This window comes from Salinispora oceanensis (assembly GCF_000383575.1).
GTDB lineage: Bacteria > Actinomycetota > Actinomycetes > Mycobacteriales > Micromonosporaceae > Micromonospora > Micromonospora oceanensis.
The window spans coordinates 1,203,430-1,229,949 of record NZ_KB911579.1 but is presented as its reverse complement, the minus strand read 5'-3'; the positions used below and the strand labels follow the sequence as shown (position 1 = coordinate 1,229,949).

General features: G+C 67.3%; 38 protein-coding genes. All 38 read left to right on the top strand.

What is annotated here, in order from left to right; translation table 11 throughout:
• Positions 1-35 precede the first annotated feature (35 nt).
• The 38 genes from fusA (at position 36) to SALPAC4_RS0105370 (ending at position 26,428) form a co-directional block, all read left to right on the top strand.
• The gene (fusA, locus tag SALPAC4_RS0105555; RefSeq protein ID WP_019869471.1) at positions 36-2,132 is read left to right on the top strand and encodes an elongation factor G; all 2,097 of its coding nucleotides are present in this window, start codon (positions 36-38) and stop codon (positions 2,130-2,132) included.
• Positions 2,133-2,351: 219 nt separating this feature from the next.
• On the top strand, positions 2,352-3,545 hold the full coding sequence (gene tuf / locus SALPAC4_RS0105550; RefSeq protein ID WP_018729108.1) for an elongation factor Tu: 1,194 nt from the start codon (positions 2,352-2,354) through the stop codon (positions 3,543-3,545).
• 350 nt (positions 3,546-3,895) lie between these two features.
• Positions 3,896-4,204 (top strand): 30S ribosomal protein S10, encoded by a 309-nt coding sequence (gene rpsJ / locus SALPAC4_RS0105545; protein ID WP_007073037.1) that lies wholly within the window; start codon positions 3,896-3,898, stop codon positions 4,202-4,204.
• 11 nt (positions 4,205-4,215) lie between these two features.
• The gene (rplC, locus tag SALPAC4_RS0105540; RefSeq protein ID WP_018217062.1) at positions 4,216-4,875 is read left to right on the top strand and encodes a 50S ribosomal protein L3; all 660 of its coding nucleotides are present in this window, start codon (positions 4,216-4,218) and stop codon (positions 4,873-4,875) included.
• Positions 4,872-5,522: a 50S ribosomal protein L4 gene (gene rplD, locus SALPAC4_RS0105535; protein WP_018729109.1), complete on the top strand. Its 651-nt coding sequence runs from the start codon at positions 4,872-4,874 to the stop codon at positions 5,520-5,522. Before rplC ends, rplD begins: the two co-directional genes overlap by 4 nt.
• A complete protein-coding gene (rplW, locus tag SALPAC4_RS0105530; RefSeq protein ID WP_012015123.1) occupies positions 5,519-5,821 on the top strand; it encodes a 50S ribosomal protein L23 in 303 nt (100 codons plus the stop codon). Before rplD ends, rplW begins: the two co-directional genes overlap by 4 nt.
• 12 nt (positions 5,822-5,833) lie before the next feature.
• Positions 5,834-6,673, top strand: coding sequence for a 50S ribosomal protein L2 (rplB, locus tag SALPAC4_RS0105525; protein ID WP_018820240.1), 840 nt, complete (start codon positions 5,834-5,836; stop codon positions 6,671-6,673).
• 12 nt (positions 6,674-6,685) lie between these two features.
• Positions 6,686-6,967 (top strand): 30S ribosomal protein S19, encoded by a 282-nt coding sequence (rpsS, locus tag SALPAC4_RS0105520; protein WP_012015121.1) that lies wholly within the window; start codon positions 6,686-6,688, stop codon positions 6,965-6,967.
• A gap of 40 nt (positions 6,968-7,007) precedes the next feature.
• Positions 7,008-7,466: a 50S ribosomal protein L22 gene (gene rplV / locus SALPAC4_RS0105515; protein ID WP_018729111.1), complete on the top strand. Its 459-nt coding sequence runs from the start codon at positions 7,008-7,010 to the stop codon at positions 7,464-7,466.
• Complete coding sequence (gene rpsC / locus SALPAC4_RS0105510) at positions 7,466-8,332, top strand: 30S ribosomal protein S3 (protein WP_018810195.1); 867 nt, start codon at positions 7,466-7,468, stop codon at positions 8,330-8,332. The genes rplV and rpsC overlap by 1 nt, the downstream gene beginning before the upstream one ends.
• 3 nt (positions 8,333-8,335) lie before the next feature.
• The gene (gene rplP, locus SALPAC4_RS0105505) at positions 8,336-8,761 is read left to right on the top strand and encodes a 50S ribosomal protein L16 (RefSeq protein ID WP_007465292.1); all 426 of its coding nucleotides are present in this window, start codon (positions 8,336-8,338) and stop codon (positions 8,759-8,761) included.
• The gene (gene rpmC, locus SALPAC4_RS0105500; RefSeq protein WP_012015118.1) at positions 8,761-8,997 is read left to right on the top strand and encodes a 50S ribosomal protein L29; all 237 of its coding nucleotides are present in this window, start codon (positions 8,761-8,763) and stop codon (positions 8,995-8,997) included. Before rplP ends, rpmC begins: the two co-directional genes overlap by 1 nt.
• The gene (rpsQ, locus tag SALPAC4_RS0105495; protein ID WP_012015117.1) at positions 8,994-9,269 is read left to right on the top strand and encodes a 30S ribosomal protein S17; all 276 of its coding nucleotides are present in this window, start codon (positions 8,994-8,996) and stop codon (positions 9,267-9,269) included. Before rpmC ends, rpsQ begins: the two co-directional genes overlap by 4 nt.
• 98 nt (positions 9,270-9,367) lie before the next feature.
• The gene (gene rplN, locus SALPAC4_RS0105490) at positions 9,368-9,736 is read left to right on the top strand and encodes a 50S ribosomal protein L14 (RefSeq protein WP_007465279.1); all 369 of its coding nucleotides are present in this window, start codon (positions 9,368-9,370) and stop codon (positions 9,734-9,736) included.
• Positions 9,733-10,059, top strand: a complete 327-nt coding sequence (gene rplX, locus SALPAC4_RS0105485) for a 50S ribosomal protein L24 (protein WP_019869470.1) — start codon at positions 9,733-9,735, stop codon at positions 10,057-10,059. Before rplN ends, rplX begins: the two co-directional genes overlap by 4 nt.
• Positions 10,056-10,625, top strand: a complete 570-nt coding sequence (rplE, locus tag SALPAC4_RS0105480) for a 50S ribosomal protein L5 (protein WP_012184318.1) — start codon at positions 10,056-10,058, stop codon at positions 10,623-10,625. Before rplX ends, rplE begins: the two co-directional genes overlap by 4 nt.
• A gap of 1 nt (position 10,626) precedes the next feature.
• On the top strand, positions 10,627-10,812 hold the full coding sequence (locus tag SALPAC4_RS0105475; protein WP_007073023.1) for a type Z 30S ribosomal protein S14: 186 nt from the start codon (positions 10,627-10,629) through the stop codon (positions 10,810-10,812).
• Positions 10,813-10,905: 93 nt separating this feature from the next.
• Positions 10,906-11,313: a 30S ribosomal protein S8 gene (gene rpsH, locus SALPAC4_RS0105470; protein WP_018729115.1), complete on the top strand. Its 408-nt coding sequence runs from the start codon at positions 10,906-10,908 to the stop codon at positions 11,311-11,313.
• Positions 11,314-11,329: 16 nt separating this feature from the next.
• The gene (gene rplF, locus SALPAC4_RS0105465; RefSeq protein WP_018729116.1) at positions 11,330-11,872 is read left to right on the top strand and encodes a 50S ribosomal protein L6; all 543 of its coding nucleotides are present in this window, start codon (positions 11,330-11,332) and stop codon (positions 11,870-11,872) included.
• The gene (gene rplR / locus SALPAC4_RS0105460; RefSeq protein ID WP_018217051.1) at positions 11,869-12,258 is read left to right on the top strand and encodes a 50S ribosomal protein L18; all 390 of its coding nucleotides are present in this window, start codon (positions 11,869-11,871) and stop codon (positions 12,256-12,258) included. The genes rplF and rplR overlap by 4 nt, the downstream gene beginning before the upstream one ends.
• A 34-nt stretch (positions 12,259-12,292) precedes the next feature.
• On the top strand, positions 12,293-12,907 hold the full coding sequence (gene rpsE, locus SALPAC4_RS0105455) for a 30S ribosomal protein S5 (protein ID WP_018217050.1): 615 nt from the start codon (positions 12,293-12,295) through the stop codon (positions 12,905-12,907).
• On the top strand, positions 12,907-13,089 hold the full coding sequence (rpmD, locus tag SALPAC4_RS0105450) for a 50S ribosomal protein L30 (protein WP_018217049.1): 183 nt from the start codon (positions 12,907-12,909) through the stop codon (positions 13,087-13,089). The genes rpsE and rpmD overlap by 1 nt, the downstream gene beginning before the upstream one ends.
• Positions 13,089-13,532 carry a 50S ribosomal protein L15 gene (gene rplO / locus SALPAC4_RS0105445; RefSeq protein WP_018252461.1) on the top strand — a complete coding sequence of 148 codons (444 nt, stop codon included), beginning with the start codon at positions 13,089-13,091 and terminating at the stop codon, positions 13,530-13,532. The genes rpmD and rplO overlap by 1 nt, the downstream gene beginning before the upstream one ends.
• A 949-nt stretch (positions 13,533-14,481) precedes the next feature.
• Entirely contained in the window at positions 14,482-15,807 is a 1,326-nt protein-coding gene (gene secY / locus SALPAC4_RS0105440; protein WP_018729119.1) for a preprotein translocase subunit SecY, read from the top strand.
• Positions 15,808-16,461: an adenylate kinase gene (locus tag SALPAC4_RS0105435; protein WP_018729120.1), complete on the top strand. Its 654-nt coding sequence runs from the start codon at positions 15,808-15,810 to the stop codon at positions 16,459-16,461.
• An 80-nt stretch (positions 16,462-16,541) separates the two neighbouring features.
• Entirely contained in the window at positions 16,542-17,387 is an 846-nt protein-coding gene (gene map / locus SALPAC4_RS0105430; protein WP_019869469.1) for a type I methionyl aminopeptidase, read from the top strand.
• Positions 17,388-17,448: 61 nt separating this feature from the next.
• Positions 17,449-18,045 (top strand): DUF1707 SHOCT-like domain-containing protein, encoded by a 597-nt coding sequence (locus tag SALPAC4_RS0105425; protein ID WP_027644382.1) that lies wholly within the window; start codon positions 17,449-17,451, stop codon positions 18,043-18,045.
• A gap of 272 nt (positions 18,046-18,317) precedes the next feature.
• Positions 18,318-18,539: a translation initiation factor IF-1 gene (gene infA, locus SALPAC4_RS0105420; protein WP_007073013.1), complete on the top strand. Its 222-nt coding sequence runs from the start codon at positions 18,318-18,320 to the stop codon at positions 18,537-18,539.
• Between the two features lie 92 nt (positions 18,540-18,631).
• The gene (gene rpmJ / locus SALPAC4_RS0105415) at positions 18,632-18,745 is read left to right on the top strand and encodes a 50S ribosomal protein L36 (RefSeq protein ID WP_012015104.1); all 114 of its coding nucleotides are present in this window, start codon (positions 18,632-18,634) and stop codon (positions 18,743-18,745) included.
• A gap of 266 nt (positions 18,746-19,011) precedes the next feature.
• A complete protein-coding gene (rpsM, locus tag SALPAC4_RS0105410) occupies positions 19,012-19,392 on the top strand; it encodes a 30S ribosomal protein S13 (RefSeq protein ID WP_019869467.1) in 381 nt (126 codons plus the stop codon).
• 18 nt (positions 19,393-19,410) lie between these two features.
• The gene (rpsK, locus tag SALPAC4_RS0105405) at positions 19,411-19,818 is read left to right on the top strand and encodes a 30S ribosomal protein S11 (RefSeq protein ID WP_012015102.1); all 408 of its coding nucleotides are present in this window, start codon (positions 19,411-19,413) and stop codon (positions 19,816-19,818) included.
• 13 nt (positions 19,819-19,831) lie between these two features.
• A complete protein-coding gene (gene rpsD / locus SALPAC4_RS0105400; RefSeq protein WP_018222594.1) occupies positions 19,832-20,458 on the top strand; it encodes a 30S ribosomal protein S4 in 627 nt (208 codons plus the stop codon).
• Positions 20,459-20,553: 95 nt separating this feature from the next.
• The gene (locus tag SALPAC4_RS0105395; RefSeq protein WP_018217041.1) at positions 20,554-21,576 is read left to right on the top strand and encodes a DNA-directed RNA polymerase subunit alpha; all 1,023 of its coding nucleotides are present in this window, start codon (positions 20,554-20,556) and stop codon (positions 21,574-21,576) included.
• A gap of 32 nt (positions 21,577-21,608) precedes the next feature.
• Positions 21,609-22,181, top strand: coding sequence for a 50S ribosomal protein L17 (gene rplQ / locus SALPAC4_RS0105390; RefSeq protein ID WP_018729123.1), 573 nt, complete (start codon positions 21,609-21,611; stop codon positions 22,179-22,181).
• 68 nt (positions 22,182-22,249) lie between these two features.
• Complete coding sequence (gene truA, locus SALPAC4_RS0105385) at positions 22,250-23,080, top strand: tRNA pseudouridine(38-40) synthase TruA (protein ID WP_019869466.1); 831 nt, start codon at positions 22,250-22,252, stop codon at positions 23,078-23,080.
• Between the two features lie 38 nt (positions 23,081-23,118).
• Positions 23,119-23,724, top strand: coding sequence for a class I SAM-dependent methyltransferase (locus SALPAC4_RS0105380; RefSeq protein ID WP_019869465.1), 606 nt, complete (start codon positions 23,119-23,121; stop codon positions 23,722-23,724).
• Positions 23,725-23,764: 40 nt separating this feature from the next.
• A complete protein-coding gene (locus tag SALPAC4_RS0105375) occupies positions 23,765-25,444 on the top strand; it encodes an ABC-F family ATP-binding cassette domain-containing protein (RefSeq protein WP_019869464.1) in 1,680 nt (559 codons plus the stop codon).
• Between the two features lie 15 nt (positions 25,445-25,459).
• Positions 25,460-26,428, top strand: a complete 969-nt coding sequence (locus SALPAC4_RS0105370) for an aldo/keto reductase (RefSeq protein ID WP_019869463.1) — start codon at positions 25,460-25,462, stop codon at positions 26,426-26,428.
• Positions 26,429-26,520 lie beyond the last annotated feature (92 nt).

The following is a 26,520-nucleotide window of genomic DNA, read 5'->3' as shown; positions in this document are numbered from 1 at the left end:
CAGTTGTGTCGAGACGACGATAAGTAGGGATTGAAGTGGCCGCCGCAGACGCGCTCGCCAACGTACGCAACATCGGCATCATGGCGCACATCGATGCCGGTAAGACCACTACCACCGAGCGAATCCTGTTCTACACCGGTATCACCTACAAGATCGGTGAGGTTCATGAGGGCGCCGCCGTCATGGACTGGATGGCGCAGGAGCAGGAGCGCGGTATCACGATCACTTCCGCCGCCACGAAGTGCGAGTGGAAGGGCCACACGATTCAGATCATCGATACGCCCGGCCACGTCGACTTCACGGTCGAGGTCGAGCGGTCGCTGCGGGTTCTGGATGGTGCGGTCGCGGTCTACGACGGAGTCGCCGGCGTGGAGCCGCAGACGGAGAACGTCTGGCGTCAGGCCGACAAGTACAACGTTCCGCGGATGTGCTTTGTCAACAAGCTTGACCGGACCGGTGCGGACTTCTTCCGCTGCGTCCAGATGATGATCGACCGGCTCAACGCCATCCCGTTGGTGCTCCAGGTCCCGATTGGGCTCGAGTCTGAGCACATCGGCGTCGTTGACTTGATCGGCATGCGTGCCCTTACCTGGCGTGGGGAAACCCAGAAGGGCGAGGACTACGCGGTCGAGGAGATCCCGGCTGAGCTGGCCGACGTTGCCACCGAGTGGCGCGAGAAGCTGATGGAGACGCTGGCCGACGTCGACGACGCGGTGATGGAGAAGTACCTGGAGGGTGGGGAGTTCTCCGTCGAGGAGATCAAGGCTGCCATCCGCCGGGCGACCATCGCCGGTAAGGCCAACCCGGTCCTCTGCGGCTCCGCCTTCAAGAACAAGGGCGTCCAGCCGATGCTCGACGCCGTGGTCGACTACCTGCCGTCGCCGCTGGACGTCCCGGCGATTGAGGGTACCGCGACCGACGGTGAGACCCCGATGCTGCGGAAGCCGTCCACCTCGGAGCCCTTCTCCGGTCTCGCATTCAAGATCCAGACCGATAAGCACCTCGGGAAGCTCACCTACGTCCGGGTCTACTCCGGTGTGGTCGAGACCGGTTCACAGGTGGTCAACTCCACCAAGGACCGCAAGGAGCGGATCGGCAAGATCTACCAGATGCACGCCAACAAGCGGGAGGAGCGTGGCTCCGCCAAGGCTGGCGACATCATCGCGGTTCAGGGTCTGAAGCAGACCACCACCGGTGACACCCTCTGCGACCCGGCGAACCCGGTCATCCTCGAGTCGATGACCTTCCCGGAGCCGGTCATCGAGGTGGCCATCGAGCCGAAGACCAAGGCCGACCAGGAGAAGCTCAGCACCGCCATCCAGCGGCTGGCCGAGGAGGACCCGACCTTCCGCGTCAAGCTGGACGACGAGACCGGGCAGACGGTCATCTCCGGCATGGGTGAGCTGCACCTGGACATCCTGGTGGACCGGATGCGCCGCGAGTTCAACGTCGAGGCGAACATCGGTAAGCCGCAGGTGGCGTACCGCGAGACCATCCGCCGCAAGGTGGAGAAGGTCGAGTACACCCACAAGAAGCAGACCGGTGGTTCCGGCCAGTACGCTCGTGTGATCATCAGCCTGGAGCCGTTGCCTCTTGACAACGATGCTCCGACCTACGAGTTCGCCAACGCCGTCACCGGCGGTCGCATCCCCCGGGAGTTCATCCCCTCGGTAGACGCGGGTGCGCAGGATGCCATGCAGTACGGCATCCTGGCCGGCTTCCCGCTGGTCGGGGTGAAGCTGACGCTGGTCGACGGTCAGTACCACGAGGTCGACTCGTCCGAGATGGCATTCAAGATCGCCGGCTCGATGGTGCTGAAGGATGCGGCCCGCAAGGCCGATCCGGCACTGCTCGAGCCGATGATGGCCGTCGAGGTCACCACTCCAGAGGAGAACATGGGTGACGTCGTCGGCGACATTAACTCCCGTCGCGGCATAATCCAGGCGATGGAGGATCGCGGCGGTGCCCGCGTCGTCCGTGCCCTGGTGCCGTTGTCGGAGATGTTCGGCTACGTCGGCGACCTGCGGTCGAAGACCCAGGGCCGGGCTAGCTACAGCATGCAGTTCGACTCCTACGCCGAGGTTCCGGCCTCCGTGGCGAAGGAGATCATCGCTAAGGCGACCGGCGAGTGACACTCGTCTGAGCCGGTCGATGAGCCGGGGGGTCGCGGGAGGGTATCCCGCCCGCGACCACCTCGGTCGGACCGCATGATTCCGGGCCTGTAGGCTTCATCGCCGCAGAGCCCACAAATGGCTTCCCGGCCGTAAGGCCGGAAAGGCTGTCGACAGAGTCCTAAGCGCCGACCGGCGCACCGGGGCGAACGAACCAAGAAAGTCCACAGGAGGACACCAGTGGCGAAGGCGAAGTTCGAGCGGACTAAGCCGCACGTCAACATCGGCACCATTGGTCACATCGACCACGGTAAGACGACGCTGACGGCGGCCATCACCAAGGTCCTGCACGACCAGTACCCGGACCTGAACCCGTACATGCCGTTCGACGAGATCGACAAGGCGCCGGAGGAGAAGGCCCGCGGCATCACGATCTCGATCGCGCACGTCGAGTACCAGACCGAGGCGCGGCACTACGCGCACGTCGACTGCCCCGGGCACGCCGACTACATCAAGAACATGATCACCGGTGCGGCCCAGATGGACGGCGCGATCCTCGTGGTCGCGGCGACCGACGGCCCGATGCCGCAGACCCGCGAGCACGTGCTGCTGGCCCGCCAGGTTGGCGTGCCGTACATCGTCGTGGCGCTCAACAAGAGCGACATGGTTGACGACGAGGAGCTCCTTGAGCTCGTCGAGCTCGAGGTCCGTGAGCTGCTCTCCTCGCAGGAGTACCCGGGCGACGACCTGCCGGTCGTGCGGGTGTCCGCGCTGAAGGCCCTTGAGGGTGACCCGGAGTGGGGCGGCAAGCTCATGGAGCTGATGACCGCGGTCGACACCTCGATCCCGCAGCCGGAGCGCGAGACCGAGAAGCCGTTCCTGATGCCGATCGAGGACGTCTTTACGATCACCGGTCGGGGTACGGTCGTCACCGGTCGCGCCGAGCGTGGCGTGCTGAAGCCGAACGAGGAGGTGGAGCTCGTCGGCATCCGTGAGAAGTCGACGAAGACCACCTGCACCGGCATCGAGATGTTCCGCAAGCTGCTGGACGAGGCGCGCGCGGGTGAGAACGTCGGTCTGCTGCTGCGTGGTGTGAAGCGCGAGGACGTCGAGCGCGGCATGGTCGTCATCAAGCCGGGCACCGCCACCCCGCACACCGAGTTCGAGGCGACGGTCTACATCCTTTCCAAGGAGGAGGGCGGCCGCCACACGCCGTTCTTCCAGAACTACCGTCCGCAGTTCTACTTCCGGACCACGGACGTTACCGGTGTCGTTACCCTCCCCGAGGGTACCGAGATGGTCATGCCGGGCGACAACACCACGATGACCGTGAAGCTGATCCAGCCCGTCGCGATGGAGGAAAACCTCAAGTTCGCGATCCGCGAGGGCGGCCGCACGGTTGGCGCTGGTCGCGTCACCAAGATCATCAAGTGAGCTAGGTAACCCCGATTAGGCATGCCGCCACCCGTGCGGCATACTGGTCAGGTTGCGTAACGATGGTTTCCCCGTTCGCGTTCGGCAGCGCCGAACCTCCGGGCGGGTGAACCAGTCGGGCGCAGGGTGGTTGGCGACTCGTTTCGCTGACCACCCTCGCGCGGCGTCTAGGTCGCCGTAGTGCGATCGACGTGATGACCCACCGCGGCAGGATCGCTCCGGAATCCCGGGGCGGATTCTGAACCGAGGGCGCGACACGCCCGACCGCGGGGGTCGGCGAAGCGGGCCCGGTGCCATTCGGCGCGGGCGTCCGCAACACAGCGGCATCGAGAGAAGGAACAGAAGCCACTATGGCGGGACAGAAGATCCGCATCCGGCTCAAGGCCTATGACCACGAGGTCGTCGACTCCTCGGCTCGGAAGATCGTCGAGACGGTGACGCGCACCGGGGCGCAGGTCGCAGGCCCGGTGCCGCTGCCCACGGAGATCAACCGTTTCTGCGTTATCCGCTCGCCGCACAAGTACAAGGACTCGCGCGAGCACTTCGAGATGCGCACGCACAAGCGGCTGATCGACATTATCGACCCGACCCCGAAGACGGTCGACTCGCTCATGCGCCTCGACCTGCCGGCTGGCGTCGACATCGAGATCAAGCTGTAGGGATCGGACAAATGGACAGGCAAGTCAAGGGGATCCTGGGCGCGAAGCTCGGCATGACCCAGGTCTGGGACAACAACCGTGTTGTTCCGGTGACTGTGGTGCAGGCCGGCCCGTGTGTCGTCAGCCAGGTCCGTAGCCAGGAGAAGGACGGCTACGCGGCGGTCCAGTTGGCGTACGGCGCCATCGACCCACGCAAGGTCAAGAAGCCGATCAGCGGCCACTTCGCAAAGGCCGAGGTCGCGCCGCGCCGGCGCATCGTCGAGCTGCGCACGACCGACGCCGCCGAGTACTCGCTCGGCCAGGAGGTCACGGTCGAGGAGTTCCCGGCCGGTATCTCGGTCGACGTGACCGGAAAGACTAAGGGCAAGGGCTACGCCGGCCCGATGAAGCGGCACGGTTTCCACGGTCTGCGCGCCAGCCACGGTGTGGAGCGCAAGCACCGGTCGCCGGGCTCGATCGGCGGCTGCGCCACTCCGGGGCGCGTCTTCAAGGGCACCCGGATGGCCGGCCGGATGGGTGGTGTGCGCTACACCGTCCAGAACCTCACCGTCCAGGCGGTTGACACCGAGAACAATCTCCTGCTCGTCCGGGGTGCCATCCCTGGCCCCAAGGGCGCGCTGGTCCTGGTTCGCACTGCGGCCAAGGCGAAGAAGGGTGGGGCAGCCAAGTGACCACCGTTGATGTCCTCACCGTCGAAGGTACCAAGGCCGGCTCCGTCGAGTTGCCCGCTGACATCTTCGACGCGCAGGCCAACATCGCGCTGATGCACCAGGTTGTGGTGGCTCAGCTCGCGGCGGCTCGACAGGGCACGCACAAGACCAAGACGCGGGGCGAGGTCGCCGGCGGCGGCAAGAAGCCCTACAAGCAGAAGGGGACCGGCCGGGCCCGTCAGGGCTCGATCCGCGCCCCGCAGTTCGCCGGAGGCGGCGTGGTGCACGGCCCAGTGCCGCGCGACTACAGCCAGCGGACCCCGAAGAAGATGAAGGCCGCCGCGCTGCGGGGTGCCCTCTCGGACCGGGCCCGCGCCGACAAGGTGCACGTCGTTGAGGCGTTCGTCGCCGGTGAGCAGCCGTCGACGAAGGCGGCCCTGACCACCTTGGCGAAGCTGACCGACGCACGCCGGGTGCTGGTGGTGCTTAGCAGCACCGATGAGCTGAACTGGGTGTCGCTGCGCAACGAGCCGCGGGTGCACCTGATCGAGTCCGGCCAGCTCAACACGTACGACGTGCTGCTGGCCGACGACGTGGTCTTCACCAAGGAGGCCCTGGAGGAGTTCCTGGGCGTTCCCGCTGAGACCACCGAGGAGGGTGGCAAGTGAGCACGATCGCCGACCCGCGCGACATCATCATTGCGCCGGTCGTCTCGGAGAAGAGCTACAGCGAGCTGAACCGTAACTGGTACACGTTCCTGGTGCACCCGGACGCGAACAAGACCGCGATCAAGATCGCCATTGAGCAGATCTTCAACGTCCGCGTCCTTACGGTCAACACGCTCAACCGCGTGGGCAAGCGCAAGCGGACCCGGACCGGATTCGGTAAGCGCAAGGACACCAAGCGGGCGATGGTGAAGCTGGCTGACGGTGACCGCATCGAGGCCTTCGGCGGCCCGGTCAGCTGAGGGGTGTAGACAATGGCTATCCGTAAGTACAAGCCGACGACGCCGGGCCGGCGTGGCTCGAGCGTTGCCGACTTCGCCGAGATCACCCGGTCCACGCCGGAGAAGTCGCTGCTGGCCCCGCTGCCGAAGAAGGGCGGGCGGAACGCCCACGGTCGGATCACCGCCCGGCACCAGGGTGGCGGCCACAAGCGTCAGTACCGAATCATCGACTTCAAGCGGGTCGACAAGGACGGCGTGCCGGCGAAGGTCGCGCACATCGAGTACGACCCGAACCGCACCGCGCGGATCGCGCTGCTGCACTTCCTGGACGGCGAGAAGCGGTACATCCTCGCACCGAAGGACCTGAAGCAGGGCGACACCGTCGAGTCGGGTCCGGGCGCCGACATCAAGCCGGGCAACAACCTGCCGTTGCGGAACATCCCGGTCGGTCTGACGATCCACAACGTGGAGCTGCGTCCGGGCGGCGGTGCCAAGCTGGCCCGCTCCGCGGGGACGGGAATCCAGCTGCTCGGCCGGGAGGGCGCCTACGCGACCCTGCGTATGCCCTCCGGTGAGATCCGTCGCGTCGACGTGCGCTGCCGGGCCAGCATCGGTGAGATCGGCAACGCCGACCAGTCAAACATCAACTGGGGTAAGGCCGGCCGGATGCGGTGGAAGGGCAAGCGCCCGACCGTCCGTGGTGTGGCCATGAACCCGGTCGACCACCCGCACGGTGGTGGTGAGGGTAAGACCTCTGGTGGCCGTCACCCGGTCAACCCGCAGGGTAAGCCCGAGGGCCGTACCCGCCGTAAGGGCCAGCCGAGTGACCGGCTGATCGTCCGCCGTCGCTACGCCACGCGTAAGCGCGGCTGAGGGAGATAAGAGATGCCTCGCAGCCTGAAGAAGGGCCCGTTCATCGACGACCACCTGCTCAAGAAGGTGGAAACGCAGAACGACAAGGGCACCAAGAACGTCATCAAGACCTGGTCGCGGCGTTCGACGATCATCCCGGAGATGCTCGGCCACACGATCGCTGTGCACGACGGACGCAAACACGTCCCGGTGTTCGTGACCGAGGCGATGGTCGGGCACAAGCTCGGCGAGTTCGCGCTGACCCGCACGTTCAAGGGTCACGAGAAGGACGACCGGAAGAGCCGTCGGCGCTGACGCCGCGGGCATACGGATAGAGGAACAAGGGGTTACAGCGATGCCAGGAAAGGGCGACGCTCCGGTGCTTCCGGGCGCGCGGGCGGTTGCGCGATACGTGCGCATCTCGCCGATGAAGGCGCGCCGGGTGGTCAACCTCGTCCGCGGCCTGCCCGCGAAGGAGGCGCTCACGGTGCTGCAGTTCGCGCCACAGGCCGCGAGCGAGCAGGTGTACAAGGTACTCGCGAGCGCGATCGCCAACGCGGAGAACAACGAGCGGCTGGACCCCGACGCGCTGCTCGTCCGCGAGGCGTACGTGGACGAGGGCCCGACGATGAAGCGGTTCCAGCCGCGCGCCCAGGGTCGGGCGTACCGGATCCGGAAGCGCACCTCTCACATCACGGTGGTGGTTGAGGCGGTCGCGCCGGCTGCGCCGAAGAAGGCGGCGGCGAAGAAGGCGGCCCCGGCGAAGGAGACCACGCCAGCTGCGACCGAGAGCAAGACGGAGGGTGCCGAGTAATGGGTCAGAAGGTTCACCCGCACGGGTTCCGGCTCGGCATCTCGACCGACTGGAAGTCGCGCTGGTTCGCGGACAAGCTCTACAAGGACTACGTCGGCGAGGATGTCAAGATCCGGCGGATGATGTCCAAGGGCCTGGAGCGGGCGGGGATCTCCAAGGTCGACATCGAGCGCACCCGGGACCGGGTCCGCGTCGACATCCACACCGCCCGGCCGGGCATCGTGATCGGCCGTAAGGGTGCTGAGGCCGACCGGATCCGCGGGGAGCTGGAGAAGCTGACCGGCAAGCAGGTTCAGCTCAACATCATCGAGGTGAAGAGCCCGGAGTCGGACGCGCAGCTCGTCGCGCAGGGCGTGGCCGAGCAGCTGTCCAGCCGGGTCAGCTTCCGTCGGGCGATGCGCAAGGCTATGCAGTCGGCCATGAAGAACCCGGTCTGCAAGGGCATCCGGGTGCAGGTCTCGGGGCGGCTCGGCGGTGCCGAGATGAGCCGGACCGAGTTCTACCGCGAAGGCCGGGTCCCGCTGCACACGCTGCGGGCCAACATCGAGTACGGCTTCTTTGAGGCCCGGACCACCTTCGGCCGGATCGGTGTGAAGGTTTGGATCTACAAGGGCGACGCGGTGCCGGGCCGGGAGACCCCGGCTGAGGCTCCGTCGCGTCCGCGCCGGGAGCGCGGCGACCGCTCGGAGCGTCCGCGTCGGGGTAGGTCCGGTTCGTCCGGCACCACCGCCGGTGGCACCGAGGCCGGCCGAGCCGCCGCGACCACCATCGCGCAGGCGGCTGAGACGCCGAGCGGCGAGTCGGTGGACGCTGGCGCGATCGCGTCGGCCGCTACCCAGCCGGCAGAAACGCAGCAGGAGGGCTGACAGATGCTGATGCCGCGCAAGCCCCCGAAGGGCTTCCGCAAGCCGCACCACCCGGACCGCAGTGGCGCGTCCAAGGGCGGTAACCGGGTGGTGTTCGGCGAGTTCGGGATTCAGGCTCTCGAGCCGGCCTACGTGACCAACCGCCAGATCGAGTCGGCGCGTATCGCGATGACCCGGCACATCAAGCGTGGTGGCAAGGTCTGGATCACGATCTTCCCGGACCAGGCGCTAACCAAGAAGCCGGCGGAGACCCGGATGGGTTCCGGTAAGGGCTCTCCCGAGTGGTGGGTCGCGAACGTGAAGCCGGGGCGGGTTCTCTTCGAGATGTCCTTCCCCAACGAGCAGATCGCGCGTGAGGCGATGCGTCGCGCGATCCACAAGCTCCCGATGAAGTGCCGGATTGTTACACGCGAAGTGGGTGAATCCTGATGGCAGCGGGCGTTAAGGCCGCCGAGCTGCGTGAGCTCTCCGAGGAGGAGTTGGTCACGAAGCTGCGCGAGGCTAAGGCGGAGCTGTTCAACCTCCGCGTGCAGGCCGCAACCGGGCAGCTGGACAACAACCGGCGGCTGCAGGTCATTCGTCGGGAGATCGCCCGGATCTACACGATCATGCGTGAACGCGAGCTGGGGCTCTCGGCCGCGCCGACTGAGGTGACTGCAGGATGAGCGAGAACACCACCGCGACCACGCGGGCCCGCCGGAAGGTTCGTGAGGGCCTCGTGGTCAGCGACAAGATGGACAAGACGGTTGTCGTCGAGGTCGAGGACCGCGTCAAGCACGGGCTGTACGGCAAGATCATGCGCCGCACCAGCAAGCTGAAGGTCCACGACGAGCAGAACTCGGCGGGCATCGGCGACCGGGTTCTGATCATGGAGACCCGGCCGTTGTCTGCCACCAAGCGGTGGCGGCTCGTGGAGATCCTCGAGAAGGCCAAGTAGCGAAGGCTCGAGCTCGGCCGGTTCCGGTCGGGCGCAGGTTCCGCCAGGCTCCGGCCGCCGTGGTGCGGCCGGAGAACCGGCAGACATAGGAGATAGACGTGATTCAGCAGGAGTCGCGACTGCGCGTCGCCGACAACACGGGTGCCCGGGAGATCCTGTGCATCCGGGTGCTCGGTGGCTCCGGTCGGCGCTACGCGAGCATCGGCGACGTCATCGTGGCCACCGTTAAGGACGCGATCCCGGGCGCCGGTGTCAAGAAGGGCGATGTCGTGAAGGCGGTCGTCGTTCGTACCGCCAAGGAGAGGCGGCGGCCGGACGGCTCGTACATCCGCTTCGACGAGAACGCCGCCGTCATCATCAAGGACGGCGGGGATCCGCGTGGCACCCGTATCTTCGGCCCGGTTGGCCGGGAGCTGCGGGACAAGCGGTTCATGAAGATTATTTCTCTCGCGCCGGAGGTGTTGTGACCGTGAAGGTCAGGAAGGGCGACACGGTCGTCGTCATCGCCGGCAAGGACAAGGGTGCCAAGGGTAAGGTCATCGCGGCCTACCCGCGGCAGGACAAGGTCCTGGTCGAGGGCGTGAACCGGGTCAAGAAGCACACTCGCATCAGCACCACCCAGCGTGGCGCGAAGACCGGTGGCATCGTCACCCAGGAGGCTCCGATCCACGTCTCGAACGTGATGGTCTTGGACTCCGACGGCAAGCCGACCCGGGTCGGCTACCGGATCGACGACAATGGCCAGAAGGTCCGCATCGCGCGTAGCACCGGTAAGGACCTGCCATCATGACCACGGCTACCGAAACCAAGACCATGCCGCGCCTCAAGGAGCGGTACCGCAACGAGATCGTGGGCCAGCTGCGGGAGCAGTACAAGTACGGCAACCCGATGCAGGTGCCGGGCCTGGTCAAGATCGTCGTCAACATGGGCGTCGGCGAGGCCGCTCGGGACGCCAAGCTGATCGACGGCGCGGTCCGCGATCTGGCCACCATCACCGGCCAGAAGCCGCAGGTTAGGCGGGCCACCAAGTCCATCGCGCAGTTCAAGCTGCGGGAGGGGATGCCGATCGGCGCGAAGGTCACTCTGCGCGGCGACCGGATGTGGGAGTTCCTGGACCGGCTGCTCTCCATCGCGCTGCCGCGAATCCGTGACTTCCGCGGTCTCGACGGGCGCAAGCTCGACGGGAACGGCAACTACACGTTCGGTCTGACCGAGCAGTCGGTGTTCCACGAGATCGACCAGGACAAGATCGATCGCCAGCGGGGCATGGACATCACGGTGGTCACCACCGCCACGACCGACGATGAGGGCCGGGCGCTGCTCAAGTTCCTGGGCTTCCCGTTCAAGGAGAACTGAGATGGCGAAGAAGGCGCTGATCCTCAAGGCTGCCGCGAAGCCGAAGTTCTCGGTTCGCGCGTACACCCGCTGCCAGCGGTGCGGGCGTCCGAAGGCGGTCTACCGCAAGTTCGGTCTCTGCCGGGTCTGCATCCGGGAGATGGCCCACCGCGGTGAGCTGCCCGGCGTGTCCAAGGCTTCCTGGTAATAGCCCGGCGCGCTCCGCGCGTCAGCTGCACTGTCTCTTCGCCGTAGGCCCGGGATCACCCGGGAACCCCGGCGAGAAAGGTTGACGAGTTTAATGACGATGACCGACCCGATCGCAGACATGCTCACGCGTCTGCGTAACGCCAACCAGGCGTACCACGACCGGGTGACGATGCCCTACTCGAAGATCAAGGCGAATATCGCCGAGGTCCTCAAGTCCGAGGGGTACATCAGCACCTGGGTGGTCGAGGAGCCCGAGGAGAGCGCCGTCGGCAAGCGACTGGTCGTCGAGCTGAAGTACGGCCAGAACCGCGAGCGGAGCCTGGCGGGCATCAAGCGCGTGTCCAAGCCCGGCCTTCGGGTGTACGCCAAGTCGGGTGAGCTCCCGCGGGTGCTCGGCGGGCTTGGCGTGGCGATCATTTCGACGTCCCAGGGTCTGCTCACCGATCGGCAGGCCCGCAAGCGGAGCGTTGGCGGGGAAGTCCTCGCCTTCGTCTGGTAACGGGAGACAGGTAGAAATGTCGCGTATTGGACGTAAGTCGATCCCGGTGCCAGCCGGCGTTGACGTCACGATCGCCGGCCAGACCGTCACGGTCAAGGGCCCCAAGGGCGAACTCTCGCACACCGTCGCCGAGCCGATCACGATCGAGCAGGCGGAGGATGGGCAGCTGAACGTGGCTCGCCCGAACGACGAGCGCAAGGCCAAGGAGCTGCACGGACTGAGCCGCACCCTGGTCGCCAACATGATCGTCGGTGTAACCGAGGGGTACCGGAAGAGTCTGGAGATCGCGGGCACCGGTTACCGGGTGACCGCGAAGGGCAAGGACCTCGAGTTCGCGCTCGGGTTCTCGCACCCGGTCACCGTGGTGGCGCCGGAGGGCATCACCTTCTCGGTGGAAAAGCCGACGCTGTTCCACGTGGCCGGCATCAACAAGCAGCTGGTCGGTGAGGTCGCCGCGAACATCCGGAAGATCCGGCCGCCGGAGCCCTACAAGGGCAAGGGCGTGAAGTACCAGGGTGAAGTGATCCGCCGTAAGGCCGGAAAGGCAGGTAAGAAGTGAGCGCCACGCTGCTCAAGCGTCGCCGCGGTGTCGCCGCCAAGCGCGCCGTCGGGCGGGCGCGCCGGCACTTCCGGGTCCGCCGGCAGGTCAGTGGGACGCCCGCGCGTCCCCGCCTGGTGGTCACCCGCTCGCTGCGGCACATCGTTGCCCAGATCGTGGACGACACCAAGGGGCACACCCTGGTGTCGGCCTCGACCCTGGATGCCTCGCTGCGAGGCACCGAGGGCGACAAGAGTGTTCTGGCCGGCAAGGTCGGCGTCCTGCTCGCCGAGCGGGCGAAGGCCGCTGGTATCGCCAAGGTCGTCTTCGACCGCGGTGGCAACCGGTACGCGGGGCGGGTCGCCGCGCTAGCCGACGCTGCCCGCGAAGCCGGGCTCGAGTTCTGACAAACCCCGTCACGAGAGAGAAGGAAGGCTGCTGATGCCAGGTCAACAGCGCCGTGGCGGCGGGTCCGGTGGCAACGAGGGTGGTCGCCGCGACAACCGCCGTGAGGGCGGCCGCGGAAACGCGCCCGTCGAGAAGACCCCGCACCTTGAGCGGGTCGTCGCAATCAACCGCGTCGCAAAGGTCGTGAAGGGTGGTCGTCGCTTCAGCTTCACCGCCCTGGTGATCGTGGGCGACGGCGACGGCACCGTCGGTGTGGGCTACGGAAAGGCCAAGGAGGTGCCCGCGGCGATCGCCAAGGGTGTCGAGGAGGCCAAGAAGCACTTCTTCAAGGTGCCGCGGATCGGTCAGTCGATCCCGCACCCGGTCCAGGGCGAGGACGCCGCTGGTGTCGTGCTGCTGAAGCCCGCTTCGGCCGGTACCGGCGTCATCGCCGGCGGTCCGGTCCGTGCCGTGCTGGAGTGCGCCGGCATTCACGATGTGCTCTCGAAGAGCCTCGGGTCGTCCAACCCGATCAACATCGTGCACGCCACGCTGGCGGCGCTGAAGGGGCTCGAGTCCCCCGAGGCCGTCGCCTCCCGGCGGGGCCTGCCGGTTGAGGACGTTGCGCCGGCGGCGATGCTGGCATCGCGGGCGGAGGTGGCGTCCTGATGGCTCGCCTGAAGGTCACCCAGGTCCGGTCCGAGATTGGGACCAAGCAGAACCAGCGGAACTCGCTGCGTTCGCTCGGGCTCAAGCGGATCAATGACGTGGTGGTCAAGGAGGACCGTCCGGAGATTCGCGGCATGATCTTCACGGTCAACCACCTCGTGAAGGTCGAGGAGGTCGAGTAATGACGATCAAGGTCCACCACCTGCGTCCGGCGCCGGGTGCCAAGATGGCCAAGACCCGGGTGGGTCGTGGTGAGGGCTCCAAGGGCAAGACCGCCGGTCGCGGTACCAAGGGGTCGAAGGCCCGGAAGAACATCTCGGCGGCGTTCGAGGGTGGGCAGATGCCTATCCACATGCGGTTGCCGAAGATGAAGGGCTTCAAGAACAAGTTCAAGGTGACCTTCCAGGTCGTCAATCTGGAGCGGCTCGCCGAGCTGTTCCCGAACGGCGGCCAGGTTGGCCCGGCCGAGCTGGTTGATGCCGGTGCGGTCCGCAAGGGCCAGCCGGTCAAGATTCTCGGGACCGGTGACCTCGGTGGCGTGACTCTCCAGGTCTCGGCGCAGGCGTTCAGCGCGTCGGCCAAGGAGAAGATCACTGCTGCCGGTGGTTCGATCACCGAGCTGTAAGAGTTCCGCGGCGTGGGCAGGTCGGGAAACCGGTCCTGCCCACGCCGCAACTCGTTGTCCCTCGTTTTCCGGCGTGGGCTTGGTTCCCGGGAAACGTGAAGACTCCCGAATCGGCTTCAGTGTGGTTCAGCTGGCTGATTGGACGACCGGAGAAGCGCGCAGCGTTTGGTCGTGGCCGATCGCGGCCACGTTCAGATTTGTTTCCCGAAAGAGTGAGGCCGTGGTTTTACGGCCCGCCTCCGCCGTAGCTGCGGTAGCTTCGGGAAAACTGGTCGTATTAATCGCGGGTATGTTTTGTGCGAACCTACCGACCGGCGGCGTGAACCCTGTTTCCAGGGGCTGCCGCGCTAAGATCCGGCCACACTCCAAGCCCCGATCCGGTAATGGTGAGCGATACCGCTCTCGCGTTGGCGGAGGGGCGTACCTGATTGGACCGCACCGATCATGGCGGGGCGGTGGGTGCGGCTTTGCTGGACTGCAGCGAGCACCAGCATGGCGGTTGCAGCGAAGACCGAGGCCGAGATCGGGCCAAGGCCAAGCTCGCCATCGAGGCTGAGCTCGCTGCCGAGATCGAGACCGGAGCTGGAGTCGGGTCGAGGCGCACCGGAGTCGCCCATAGCTGTTCGCTATAGTTGCAACAATTCTGCACGCTAGCGCACGGGTGGTACCGGGTCAATAGAAGATTTTAGACTTGATAATCGTTGCGTCGCTCTCTTGTGGCCTGATGTGCGGGTGGGGTGCTCCGGGCCCCGATCCAGGAGGCCGTAGGGGTTCGGTCCCTCGGCTGTCATCTTCGTATGCCGCGCCTGGTGGAACCAGACATGTAGGCACCCAGTGGTGTGGTGTTGGGCAAGCCTGTTAAGGTGTGACCTCGGCGTCGTCTAGGTCGCCAGTCTGATGGTGCCCGTGTTGGCGAATGGCCACGCGGCCTTCGCGCAGGAGGAAGAACTTGCTGTCTGCCTTTCTCAGTGCGTTCCGTACGCCTGACCTGCGCAAGAAGCTGCTGTTCACGATCGGTATCATTGCGATCTACCGCTTGGGTGCCGCACTGCCCAGCCCCGGTGTGTCGTACACCAACGTGCAGAAGTGCATCGATGCGACCCAGGGCAGCACCGGCGTACTGAACCTGCTCAACCTCTTCTCCGGTGGGGCGTTGCTGCAGCTCTCGGTCTTCGCGCTGGGCATCATGCCCTACATCACCGCGTCGATCATCCTGCAGCTGTTGACTGTGGTGATCCCCCGGTTGGAGCAGCTCCGTAAGGAGGGCCAGGCCGGCCAAGCGAAGATCACGCAGTACACCCGCTACCTGACCCTTGGGCTCGGTGTCCTGCAGGCGTCGGCCTTCGTGGCGCTGGCCCGCTCCGGGCAGCTCTTCAACAACCAGTGCGACCAGTTCCCGATCATCCCGGAAGGGACCGGTGTCCCGGACTGGCTGACCCTGAGCATCCTGGTCATGACGATGACCGCGGGCACCGGCGTGGTGATGTGGCTCGGCGAGCTGATCACCGACCGGGGCGTCGGCAACGGCATGTCCGTGCTGATCTTCACCTCGATCGCGGCCCGGCTCCCCGCCGAGGGCTGGACGATCAAGGAGAGTCAGGGCTGGGCCAAGTTCCTGCTCGTCGTTGCCCTGGTGCTGGTCATCATCACTGCGGTCACCTTCATCGAGCAGTCGCAGCGTCGGATCCCGGTGCAGTACGCCAAGCGGATGATTGGCCGGCGGATGTACGGCGGCACGTCGACCTACATCCCGCTGAAGGTGAACCAGGCGGGTGTCATCCCGGTCATCTTCGGTTCGTCACTGCTCTACCTGCCGCAGCTGGCCCTGCAGTTCTTCGACCAGACCGACCCGGGTCGGACCCAGGTGTGGATCCGGGACAACCTGGTCGATCCGACCAGCCCGATCTACATCGTGGTCTACTTCCTGCTGATCATCTTCTTCACGTACTTCTACGTCTCGATCACCTTCAACCCGACCGAGGTCGCGGACAACATGAAGAAGTACGGCGGTTTCGTCCCGGGTATCCGTCCGGGCAAGCCGACCGCCGACTACCTCGACTTCATCCTCAGCCGGATCACCCTGGCCGGTGCGCTCTACCTGGCCGTCGTCTCGATCCTGCCGAACTTCTTCTTCATCTGGCTCGACCGCCAGCAATACCTGAACTTCCCGTTCGGCGGTACCGCAGTGCTGATCATGGTTGGTGTCGGTCTGGAAACCACCAAGCAGATCGAGAGCCAGCTGATGCAGCGGAACTACGAAGGGTTCCTGCGGTAGATGAGACTCGTTCTGGTTGGCCCGCCGGGTGCGGGCAAGGGCACGCAGGCAGAGTTCGTCGCCGCACACCTCGCGGTGCCGAAGATCTCGACTGGGGATATCTTCCGGTCCAACGTCTCGCAGGGCACGCCCCTCGGGGTCCAGGCCAAGCGGTACATGGACGCCGGCGAGTTGGTGCCGGACGAGGTGACCATCAACATGGTCCGGGACCGGCTCGCCGAACCGGACGCCGGTGCGGGGTTCCTCCTCGATGGCTTCCCGCGGACCACCCCACAGGCGGCCGCGTTGGACAAGCTCCTCGTTGACCTGGGCGCCGCGTTGGACCTGGTGCTGGAATTGGTGGTTGACGACGACGAAGTCATTCGACGGCTCTCCGGCCGGCGTACCTGCCGGGGCTGCGGCAAGGTCTGGCACGTCGAGTTCGACGCCCCCAGTCAGGAGGGGCGCTGCGACCGGTGCGGTGCCGAGTTGTTCCAGCGTGACGACGACAAGCCGGAGACCATCGCCACCCGGTTGCGGGAGTACGCGGACAAGACCGCGCCACTGGTGGATTATTACGGCGCCCAGAGCAAGCTGGTGGGCATCGACGCCACCGGCCCGGTGGAGGATGTCACCGTTCGTGCAATCGACGCTCTGCGGTCCTACAGCGGCTGAGACCCCGCACCGCGGATAGAGACCCGGTAGCGGGGTACGTGGCGGCGTGCTCCGCTCTTCGGTGAGAAAGGTTTACCCCGATGCGTCGTCCCCAGCTGGATATCCAGCTGAAGACCCCTGACCAGATCGAGAAGATGCGCGCCGCCGGGTTGGTGGTCGCGGAGGCGTTGCGCCGGATGCGGGAGGCGGTGGCTCCCGGCGTCAGTACCGCGGAGTTGGACGCGATCGCCGAGTCGACGATCCGGGCGGCGGGGGCAACCCCGTCCTTCCAGGGCTATCATGGCTTTCCCGCCTCGATCTGCGCCTCTGTCAACGAGCAGGTCGTGCACGGCATCCCGGCCCCCGCCCAGGTACTTCGGGATGGAGACATCATCTCCCTCGACTGCGGTGCGGTGCTGGACGGCTGGCACGGGGATGCGGCCATCACCGTCGCGGTGGGCGAGGTGGATCCGGCGTTGCTGAAGATGGCGGCGGTCGCCGAGGACGCGATGTGGGCCGGCATCGCCGCGGCCGCCCGCGGCGCTGCCAGTGGCAGGGGACGCCTTACTGACATCTCCCACGCCGTCGAGACAGCGGTCCGCAAGGGCGGGCGGTACGGCATCGTTGACGGGTACGGCGGTCACGGAATCGGCACCGAGATGCACCAGGATCCGCATGTGCTCAACTACGGCCGTCCGGGTAAGGGGCCCCGGTTGGTGCCGGGGATGGCGCTGGCCATCGAGCCGATGATCACCCTGGGCTCGCCGCGGACGGCAGAGCTGGCCGACGGCTGGACGGTGGTGACGCGGGACGGCTCTCGGGCGGTGCACGTGGAGCACAGCATGGCACTGTTGCCGGACGGGGTGTGGGTGCTCACCGCGGTTGACGGCGGGCGGGAGCGCCTCGGTGACCTGGTGACCGCCCGACAACCAGCGGTTACCGCTTGAGCTGAAATCGGACCCGGGCTCGGGTATCGCCTGGTTTGCAAAGCGATGGCATTCTGAATACATGCGGGATCGTGCCGGGATGCGGGCGGCCGACGACGATCGGCAGGCGGTCGCTGACCAGTTGCGGGTGGCTGTTGACGAGGGCCGGCTCGACCTGCACGAGTACGACGAGCGCCTGCACCAGGCGTACGCTGCGAAGACCTATGGCGAGCTTGATGTCCTGCTGGCCGACCTACCGACTGGATCGGCGCCCGTTGTTGCGAGTGGCGCCGGTACGGCCCTGTCGGGTGAGCTGGTGGCAACTGGGGCGGTCGATTCGACCGTGCTCTCGACCTCCGGGGGGAGGTCGGTCACCCGGAGGTGGGTCGTCGAGGTGTGGGGGCCGTGGCTGAGGGCGGTACCGATCGTCGTCGGCATCTGGGCGGTGACGTCGCTGTTAGCCCAGAATCTCCTCTTCTTCTGGCCTGGCTGGGTGGCTGGCCCTTGGGGCGTGGTGTTAGCGGTTCGGACGGTTCAGGGGCTCGCGACAGGGGAGCCGGCGCGTTGGGCGGCCCGGCGCGAGCGCCGGCGGCAGCGCAAGCGGGAGAGGCAACTCCGTAAAGAGGCGAGGCGGCCCGCTGAACCGGATGGCTGGGAGCTTCCGGGCACGTCTGGTTGATCGTCCCTCAATGTCCGGGTGGGCCCGGGGAGTTGGCTGCTCGACAGTCCGGTTCGGTGAGGTCAACTGCCCGGTCGGGTGGTCGGTTTGGCGACGGCCTACGGGCCGGCGTACACTTTCTGATCGGCGCACAGCGTCCACTCCGGCATGCCCGCCCGCGCTTCGGTGGGTGCTGGAGCCGCGGCTGGCGCGGGCCACCTGATTTCGATCAGTCATCCCGTGAAAGACGTTGTGGGCCGTCCGGAGCAACCGACGTCAGGACAGCGGAGGACATGCCGAAAAAAGACGGAGCCATCGAGATCGAGGGCCGGGTCATCGAGCCCCTGCCGAACGCCATGTTCCGGGTGGAGCTCGCGAACGGGCACAAGGTGCTGGCTCACATCAGCGGCAAGATGCGGCAGCACTACATCCGTATCCTGCCGGAGGACCGGGTCGTCGTCGAACTTTCGCCGTACGACCTGACCCGAGGGCGCATCGTCTACCGCTACAAGTAAGCCTGACGGCGGCCGGGTGATTCCCGTGTCCGTCTTCGTCGCCTGGAGTCGCGCTCGTCGCGTCGCCGGGCCAGATCGGAAGTAAGGCAACCGTGAAGGTCAAGCCGAGCGTCAAGCGGATCTGCAACAAGTGCCGGGTGATCCGCCGGCACGGCCGGGTCATGGTCATCTGCGCCGACCCGCGCCACAAGCAGCGTCAGGGCTGACTGTCCGGCCGGTCGTGACAACGCGACCGGTCGACACCGGCCCCGGCCGCAGATTCCGTCACAACACAGCACATGCTCGTTCCAGCCGCAGGGAGTGCGCAGCGCGTACCTCGTCGTGGTTGACCCCCGGTCGGAGGCCGGGGCCCGCTCGGGCAGCGACCGAACCGGTCGCCGGCGTCGGTATCGGCGTCGGAGATCGAGTTGGTCGGTAGCGGGATGGGACGGGACCACACCTCCGCCAGAAACCACGAGGAGTACGCCCGCACATGGCACGGCTAGTCGGCGTGGATCTCCCCCGCGAGAAGCGGTTGGAGATCGCGCTCACCTACATCTTCGGCGTGGGTCGCACCCGCGCCCTGGAGACGCTCGCCGCTACCGGCATCTCGCCGGACAAGCGCGCCCGGGACCTCACGGACGAGGAGCTCGTGCAGCTCCGCGACCACATCGAGGCCAGCTACAAAGTCGAGGGTGACCTGCGCCGCGAGGTCGCCGCGGACATCCGTCGCAAGGTCGAGATCGGCTGCTACGCCGGTATCCGGCACCGCCGGGGCCTACCGGTTCGTGGTCAGCGGACGCGGACCAACGCCCGCAGCCGCAAGGGCCCGAAGCGGACCGTCGCCGGCAAGAAGAAGCCCGGCAGGAAGTAATAGGAGCGCAGAAGACTTATGCCACCGAAGGCTCGTGCCGGAGCCGCCGTCAAGAAGGTCCGGCGCAAGGAACGCAAGAATGTCGCCCACGGCCAGGCGCACATCAAGAGCACCTTCAACAACACCATCGTGTCCGTCACGGACCCGACTGGTGCGGTCATCTCCTGGGCCTCCGCCGGCCAGGTTGGCTTCAAGGGCTCGCGCAAGTCGACTCCGTTCGCCGCTCAGCTGGCCGCCGAGGCCGCCGCGCGTCGCGCGATGGAGCACGGCATGCGCAAGGTCGACGTGTTCGTCAAGGGCCCCGGTTCCGGCCGGGAGACCGCCATCCGTTCGCTGCAGGCCGTCGGCCTTGAGGTCGGTCAGATCTCCGACGTGACCCCGCAGCCGCACAACGGGTGCCGTCCGCCGAAGCGTCGCCGGGTCTGAGAGGTAGGAAGAGATGGCTCGTTACACCGGTGCTGACTGCCGCCGTTGCCGGCGGGAGAAGATGAAGCTGTTCCTCAAGGGCAGCAAGTGCGATGGCCCGAAGTGCCCGTTCGAGTCCCGGCCGTTCCCGCCCGGACAGCACGGCCGTGGCCGCACGAAGGAGACGGAGTACCTGCTCCAGCACCGCGAGAAGCAGAAGGCCCGCCGGGTCTACGGCGTGCTGGAGAAGCAGTTCCGCGGTTACTACGACGAGGCCGTGGCGAAGCAGGCCAAGACCGGTGAGGTCCTCCTGCAGATCCTCGAGTCGCGGCTGGACAACGTGGTCTACCGGGCTGGCTACGCCAAGTCCCGGGACATGGCCCGGCAGCTGGTCAAGCACGGTCACTTCACGGTGAATGGCAAGAAGGTCGACATCCCGTCGTACCGCGTCAAGGAGCACGACATCATCGAGGTCCGGGGCAAGAGCAAGGAGCTCACCCCGTTCCTGGTGGCGCAGGCCGAGGCCGGCTCCAAGAGCGTGCCGGCGTGGCTGGAGGCCATCCCGAGCCAGATGAAGGTGCTCGTGCACTCGCTCCCGAGCCGCCAGGTGATCGACACCCAGGTCCAGGAGCAGCTGATCGTCGAGCTCTACTCCAAGTAGGAGCTCGGGTGGTGGTCCGCCCCTTCCGGGGCGGACCACCGCAACGGTGTGTCGTGGGCGTCATATGGCGGGCGCCCCGGAAGAAAAGAGAAGAGATGCTCATCTCCCAGCGGCCCTCGCTCTCCGAGGAGTCGATCAACGAGACCCGGTCCCGGTTCACCATTGAGCCGCTGGAGCCCGGCTTCGGCTACACCCTGGGTAACTCGCTGCGCCGGACGCTGTTGTCGTCCATCCCCGGCGCGGCGGTGACCTCGATCAAGATCGACGGTGTGCTGCACGAGTTCACCACGATCCCCGGGGTCAAGGAGGATGTGGTCGAGCTCGTCATGAACATCAAGGAGCTCTGCGTCAGCTCCGAGCATGACGAGCCGGTCAGCATGTACCTGCGTAAGCAGGGCCCGGGTGACGTGACCGCGGGTGACATCCAGCCCCCGGCTGGCGTCTCGGTGCATAACCCGGACCTGAAGCTCGCCACCCTCAACGGCAAGGGCCGGCTCGACATGGAGCTGACCGTCGAGCGGGGCCGTGGTTACGTCACCGCGGCGCAGAACAAGCAGGCGGGTGCCGAGATCGGTCGGATCCCGGTCGACTCGATCTACTCGCCAGTTCTCCGGGTCACCTACCGGGTCGAGGCGACCCGGGTCGAGCAGCGGACCGACTTCGATCGGCTGATCATCGACGTCGAGTCCAAGCCGTCGATGGGGCCCCGCACGGCTCTGGCCTCGGCCGGTTCCACCCTGGTCGAGCTCTTCGGCCTGGCCCGGGAGCTGGACGAGACCGCGGAGGGCATCGACATCGGGCCGTCCCCGCAGGACGCCCAGCTGGCAGCGGATCTGGCGCTGCCGATCGAGGAGTTGGACCTCACCGTCCGCTCCTACAACTGCCTCAAGCGCGAGGGCATCAACACCGTTGGTGAGCTCATTGGGCGTACCGAGGCTGACCTCCTCGACATCCGTAACTTCGGCCAAAAGTCGATCGACGAGGTCAAGATGAAGCTCGCTGGGATGGGCTTGGGGCTGAAGGACTCGGCCCCGAACTTCGACCCGGCGAACGTCGTGGACGCCTTCGGTGAGGCCGACTACGACACCGAGGACTACCGCGAGACTGAGCAGCTGTAAGCGCGGCTGAGGATTGACGAGGAGCACCGAGAATGCCCACGCCCACCAAGGGTGCCCGCCTCGGCGGCAGCCCGGCGCACGAGCGGTTGATGCTGGCCAACCTGGCCACGTCGCTGTTCCAGCACGGCAAGATTCAGACCACCGAGACCAAGGCCCGGCGGCTGCGCCCGCTCGCGGAGCAGCTGATCACCAAGGCGAAGCGCGGTGACCTGGCCGCCCGGCGTCGGGTGCTCGCGGTCGTCAAGGACAAGGACGTGGTCTACACCCTGTTCGACCAGATCGCGCCCCGGTACGCCAACCGCAACGGTGGCTACACCCGGATCGTGAAGACCGGTCCGCGCAAGGGTGACGCCGCTCCGATGGCGATCATCGAGCTGGTTGAGGAGCTGGAGGTCGCGGAGCCGAAGGCGAACAAGAAGACCGCCGGCCGTAAGGCCGCGCAGCAGGACAAGGTCGAGGCACTCGCCCCGGCTGCGGAACCCCCGGCGCCGGCCAGCGGCGACCAGGACGCCGAGGCGCCCGTCTCGGTCTCGGGTGACACCGCTGCGGCCCGCGCGGACAGCGACCTCGCTGTCGAGGAGAACAACGAGCAGAACAAGGCCTGATCGGCCAGGCTCCCGTCGGGCCCGACACCCACCCGGGTGTCGGGCCCGACGCGCGGAAGGGGACAAGAGTGCAGGAGCGCACCCGGGTACGGCTGGATGTCTCGTACGACGGCACCGACTTCTCCGGCTGGGCGGTCCAGCCGCAGCGGCGTACGGTCGCCGGTGCCCTCGTGGCCGCGCTTGACCTGATACTCGGTGCTGGCGCGGCGACCGGGCTCACCGTCGCCGGCCGGACCGATGCCGGCGTGCACGCCACCGGGCAGGTCTGCCACGTCGATCTGCTGACCGAGGTGTGGCACCAGCATGAGACCACTCTGCTGCGGCGGCTGGCCCGGCTACTCCCCGTTGACGTACGGGTCCGGGCGATGACGGGAGCGCCGGACGACTTCGACGCCCGCTTCTCGGCGACCTTCCGGCGGTACGAGTACCGGGTCACCGACGCGCCCTGGGGTGCCGAGCCGTTGCGGCGCCACGACACCCTGGCCTGGCCGAGCCGGCTCGACCTGGCGGCGCTGAACACGGCCGCCGACGGGTTGGTGGGGGAGCACGACTTCGCCGCGTACTGCCGGCGTAAGGAGAACGCGACGACGCTGCGGGAGGTGACCCGGCTGGACTGGCGGCGTGCCCCGGACGGGATTCTCGTGGCGAACGTGCAGGCCGACGCCTTCTGCCAGGCGATGGTGCGCAGTCTGGTCGGTGCGATGCTGGCCGTCGGGGACGGTCGCCGCCCCGCCGACTGGCCGACCGGTCTGCTGACCCGTCGGGAGCGCGCCAGCGAGGTGAACGTCGCCCCGGCACACGGCTTGACCCTGGTGGCGGTGGGTTACCCGGACGACCCGGCTGAGTATGCCCGCCGGGCTACCCTGACCCGCCGGTTGCGGGTACCGCCGCCGGCCTGAGGCGCGGCGCTGGCGGGGCCGGTGCGAGAATCCATGCCGTGACCGGCGACCACTACTTCACTGCTGAACCGTCGGCTGCCGCCCAACCCCGGGAGGTGGTCTTCTCCGCGGCCGGCCGCGACTACACCCTGGCCTCGGCCGGTGGTGTCTTCTCCGCCGGGCGACTCGACCCGGGGACGGCGGTGCTGCTGCGCAAGGCCGAGCTACCGGCGCCGGAGAGCACCGGTCACCTGCTCGACCTCGGCTGCGGATTCGGGCCGATCACGTGTGTGCTCGCCACCTCGGTGCCGTCGGCCGTCGTCTGGGCAGTCGATGTCAACGAGCGGGCTCGGGAGCTGACCACGGCCAACGCCGCGCGGGTCGGGGCGGCGGGCCGGGTCCGGGTCGTGCCGCCGGACGCGGTTCCAGCAGCGGTGACATTCGACCAGATCTGGTCGAACCCGCCGATCCGGATCGGCAAGAACGAGCTGCATCAGCTCCTGCTGCGTTGGCTGCCCCGGCTGGCACCGGACGGGGTGGCCTGGCTGGTCGTCGCCCGGCACCTCGGCGGTGACTCGTTGCAGCGCTGGCTCTCCGAGCGGGGCTGGGAGGTCGCGCGGCCGGCGAGTCAGAAGGGCTACCGGGTGCTGCGGGTGACCCGGTAAACGGGTTGGCCCGGCCGGGTCGGCCCGGCAGGATGCCAACGTGGGTTACGTGGATGTGGCAGCCGTTGGGCACTGGCTGCCCGACGGGCGACAGCTCTTCGGCGATGTGTCGTTCCGGGTCGCTGATGGATCCAAGATCGCCCTGGTCGGGCCGAACGGCGCGGGCAAGACGACCCTGTTGCGCATGGTCGCCGGCGACCTGCCGGTGCAGCGCGGCGCGATCGCCCGAGCCGGCGGGCTGGGGGTGATGCGTCAGTTCATCGGGATGATCGGCGACGAGTCAACCCTCGCCGACCTGGCTCTCTCCCTCGCCACGCCTCGGCTGCGTGAGGCTGGCCAGCGGGTCGCCGGGACCGAGACGGCGATGCGGGCGGCCGAGGTGCGCGGCAAGTACAGCACCGCCGCCGGCAAGGCCCAGCTCGCGTACGCGGACGCGCTCGCCGCCTGGGGGGAGGCCGGTGGGTACGACGCGGAGGTGCTCTTCGACACCGTCACCACGATCGTGCTCGACCTGCCGTGGGACACCGTGCGGCACCGTCCGGTCCGGACGCTCTCAGGCGGCCAGCAGAAGCGCTTCGCCCTGGAACTGCTCCTGCGTGGTCCCGAGGAGGTGCTCCTGCTCGACGAGCCGGACAACTTCCTCGACGTGCCCGGCAAGCGCTGGTTGGAGGCGCGGCTACAGGAGTCTGGTAAGTCGGTGCTGTATGTCTCGCACGACCGGGAGCTGCTGGCCCGCACCGCGGACCGGGTGGTGGCCGTTGAGGGCGGTGGCGCGTGGGTGCACCCCGGTGGCTTCGCCAGCTGGCACGAGGCCCGCCTCGCCCGGCACGACCGTCTCGACGAGCAGCGTCGGCGGTGGGACGAGGAACACCAGAAGCTGCGGGAACTGGTGCTGATGTACAAGCAGAAGGCCGCGTACAACTCGGGTATGGCCTCCCGCTACCAGGCGGCCCAGACCCGGTTGCGGAAGTTCGAGGAGGCCGGGCCGCCGCCCGTACCCCCGAAGGAGCAGGACATCCGGATGCGGCTGGCCGGTGGCCGCACCGGTAAGCGGGCCCTGATCTGCGAGCAGTTGGAGCTCGATGGTCTGACCTACCCCTTTGACCTGGAGCTCTGGTACGGCGACCGGCTCGCCGTGCTCGGTGCCAACGGGACCGGGAAGTCGCACTTCCTCCGCCTGATCGCCCGGGGCGGAACCGATCCCGATCCGGTGAACCAGCCGGTCGACGGCGGAGCGGGGCTCGCCCCCGTCGGGCACGACGGGGTGGCTCGCCTCGGTGCCCGGGTCCGACCCGGTCACTTCTCCCAGACCCACGACCGGCCGGAGCTGATGGAGCGGACGCTGGCCGACATTCTCTGGCGGGGCGACGAGCACCGCGTCGGCATGGATCGGCACGCGGCGATGGCCGCGCTCTCCCGGTACGAGCTGGCCGGGCAGGGGGACCAGCGGTTCGGCACTCTCTCCGGCGGCCAGCAGGCTCGGTTCCTGGTGCTGCTGCTGGAGCTGTCCGGGGCGACCTTGCTGCTGCTTGACGAGCCGACGGACAACCTGGACCTGGCCTCGGCGGAGGCGCTCGAGCTGGGGCTGGCCGCTTTCGCGGGGACGGTGGTGGCGGTGACCCATGATCGATGGTTCACCCGCTCGTTTGATCGATTCCTCCTGTTCCAAGGGGACGGCGAGGTGGTGGAGGCCGCCGAGCCGGTCTGGGAGATGGCTTGAGCACGGGCGCATAGGGTGGATTTCGTGACTGAGATGACGTACCGCCGGTTGGGCGATTCCGGGCTCGTGGTGTCCGCAGTCGGCGTTGGCTGCAACAACTTTGGTCGTCGGGTCGACCTGGACGGGACCCGGGCGGTGGTGGCGGCCGCCCTCGATTCCGGGATCAACTTCTTCGACACCGCCGACATCTATGGTGCTCCACCGGGTGGCTCCGAGGAACTCCTCGGCCAGGTGCTCAAGGGGCGCCGGGACGATGTGGTGATCGCCACCAAGTTCGGGATGGACATGGACGGCCACAACGGGCCGGACTACGGTGCCCGCGGTGCCCGGCGCTACGTCATGCGGGCGGTGGAGGCTTCGCTGCGTCGGCTGCAGACCGACCACATTGACCTGTATCAGCTGCATGAACCGGACCCCGGCACCCCGATCGACGAGACGCTCGCCGCACTGGACGACCTGGTCACCGCCGGCAAGGTGCGTTACCTGGGCAACTCCAACTTCGACGGCTGGCAGATCGCCGACGCCGACTGGACCGCCAGCTCGCGCGGGTCGACCCGGTTCATCTCCGCACAGAACCACTACTCGTTGCTCGAACGGGGTGTCGAGGCTGAGGTCGTCCCGGCGTGTGAGCGGTTCGGGCTGGGCCTGCTGCCCTTCTTCCCCCTCGCCAACGGCCTGCTCACCGGCAAGTACAAGCGCGGTGAGGCGGCGCCGTCGGGCAGCCGGCTCGCCGGCGGCGGTCGGTACGCGGCCCGGCTGGCGGCGGCCAACTGGGACACCATCGAGGCGCTCGAGGCCTACGCGGCCGAGCGTGGGCTCAGCCTGCTTCAGGTCGCCATCGGCGGGCTCGCCGCCCAGCCCGCGGTGACTTCGGTGATCGCCGGTGCCACCACGCCCGACCAGGTTCGGGCCAACGCGGCGGCGGGCGCCTGGCAGCCCGACGCCGATGATTTCGACGCCCTACGGGCGGTACTTGACAGCTAGAAAGTGGAGAATCCGGGCCTCCCATCGTCTCGACGGTGGGAGGCCGATTCGTGTCCGGGCCGGCTCCGGCGGCTGCCGGTCCGCACCCTGCG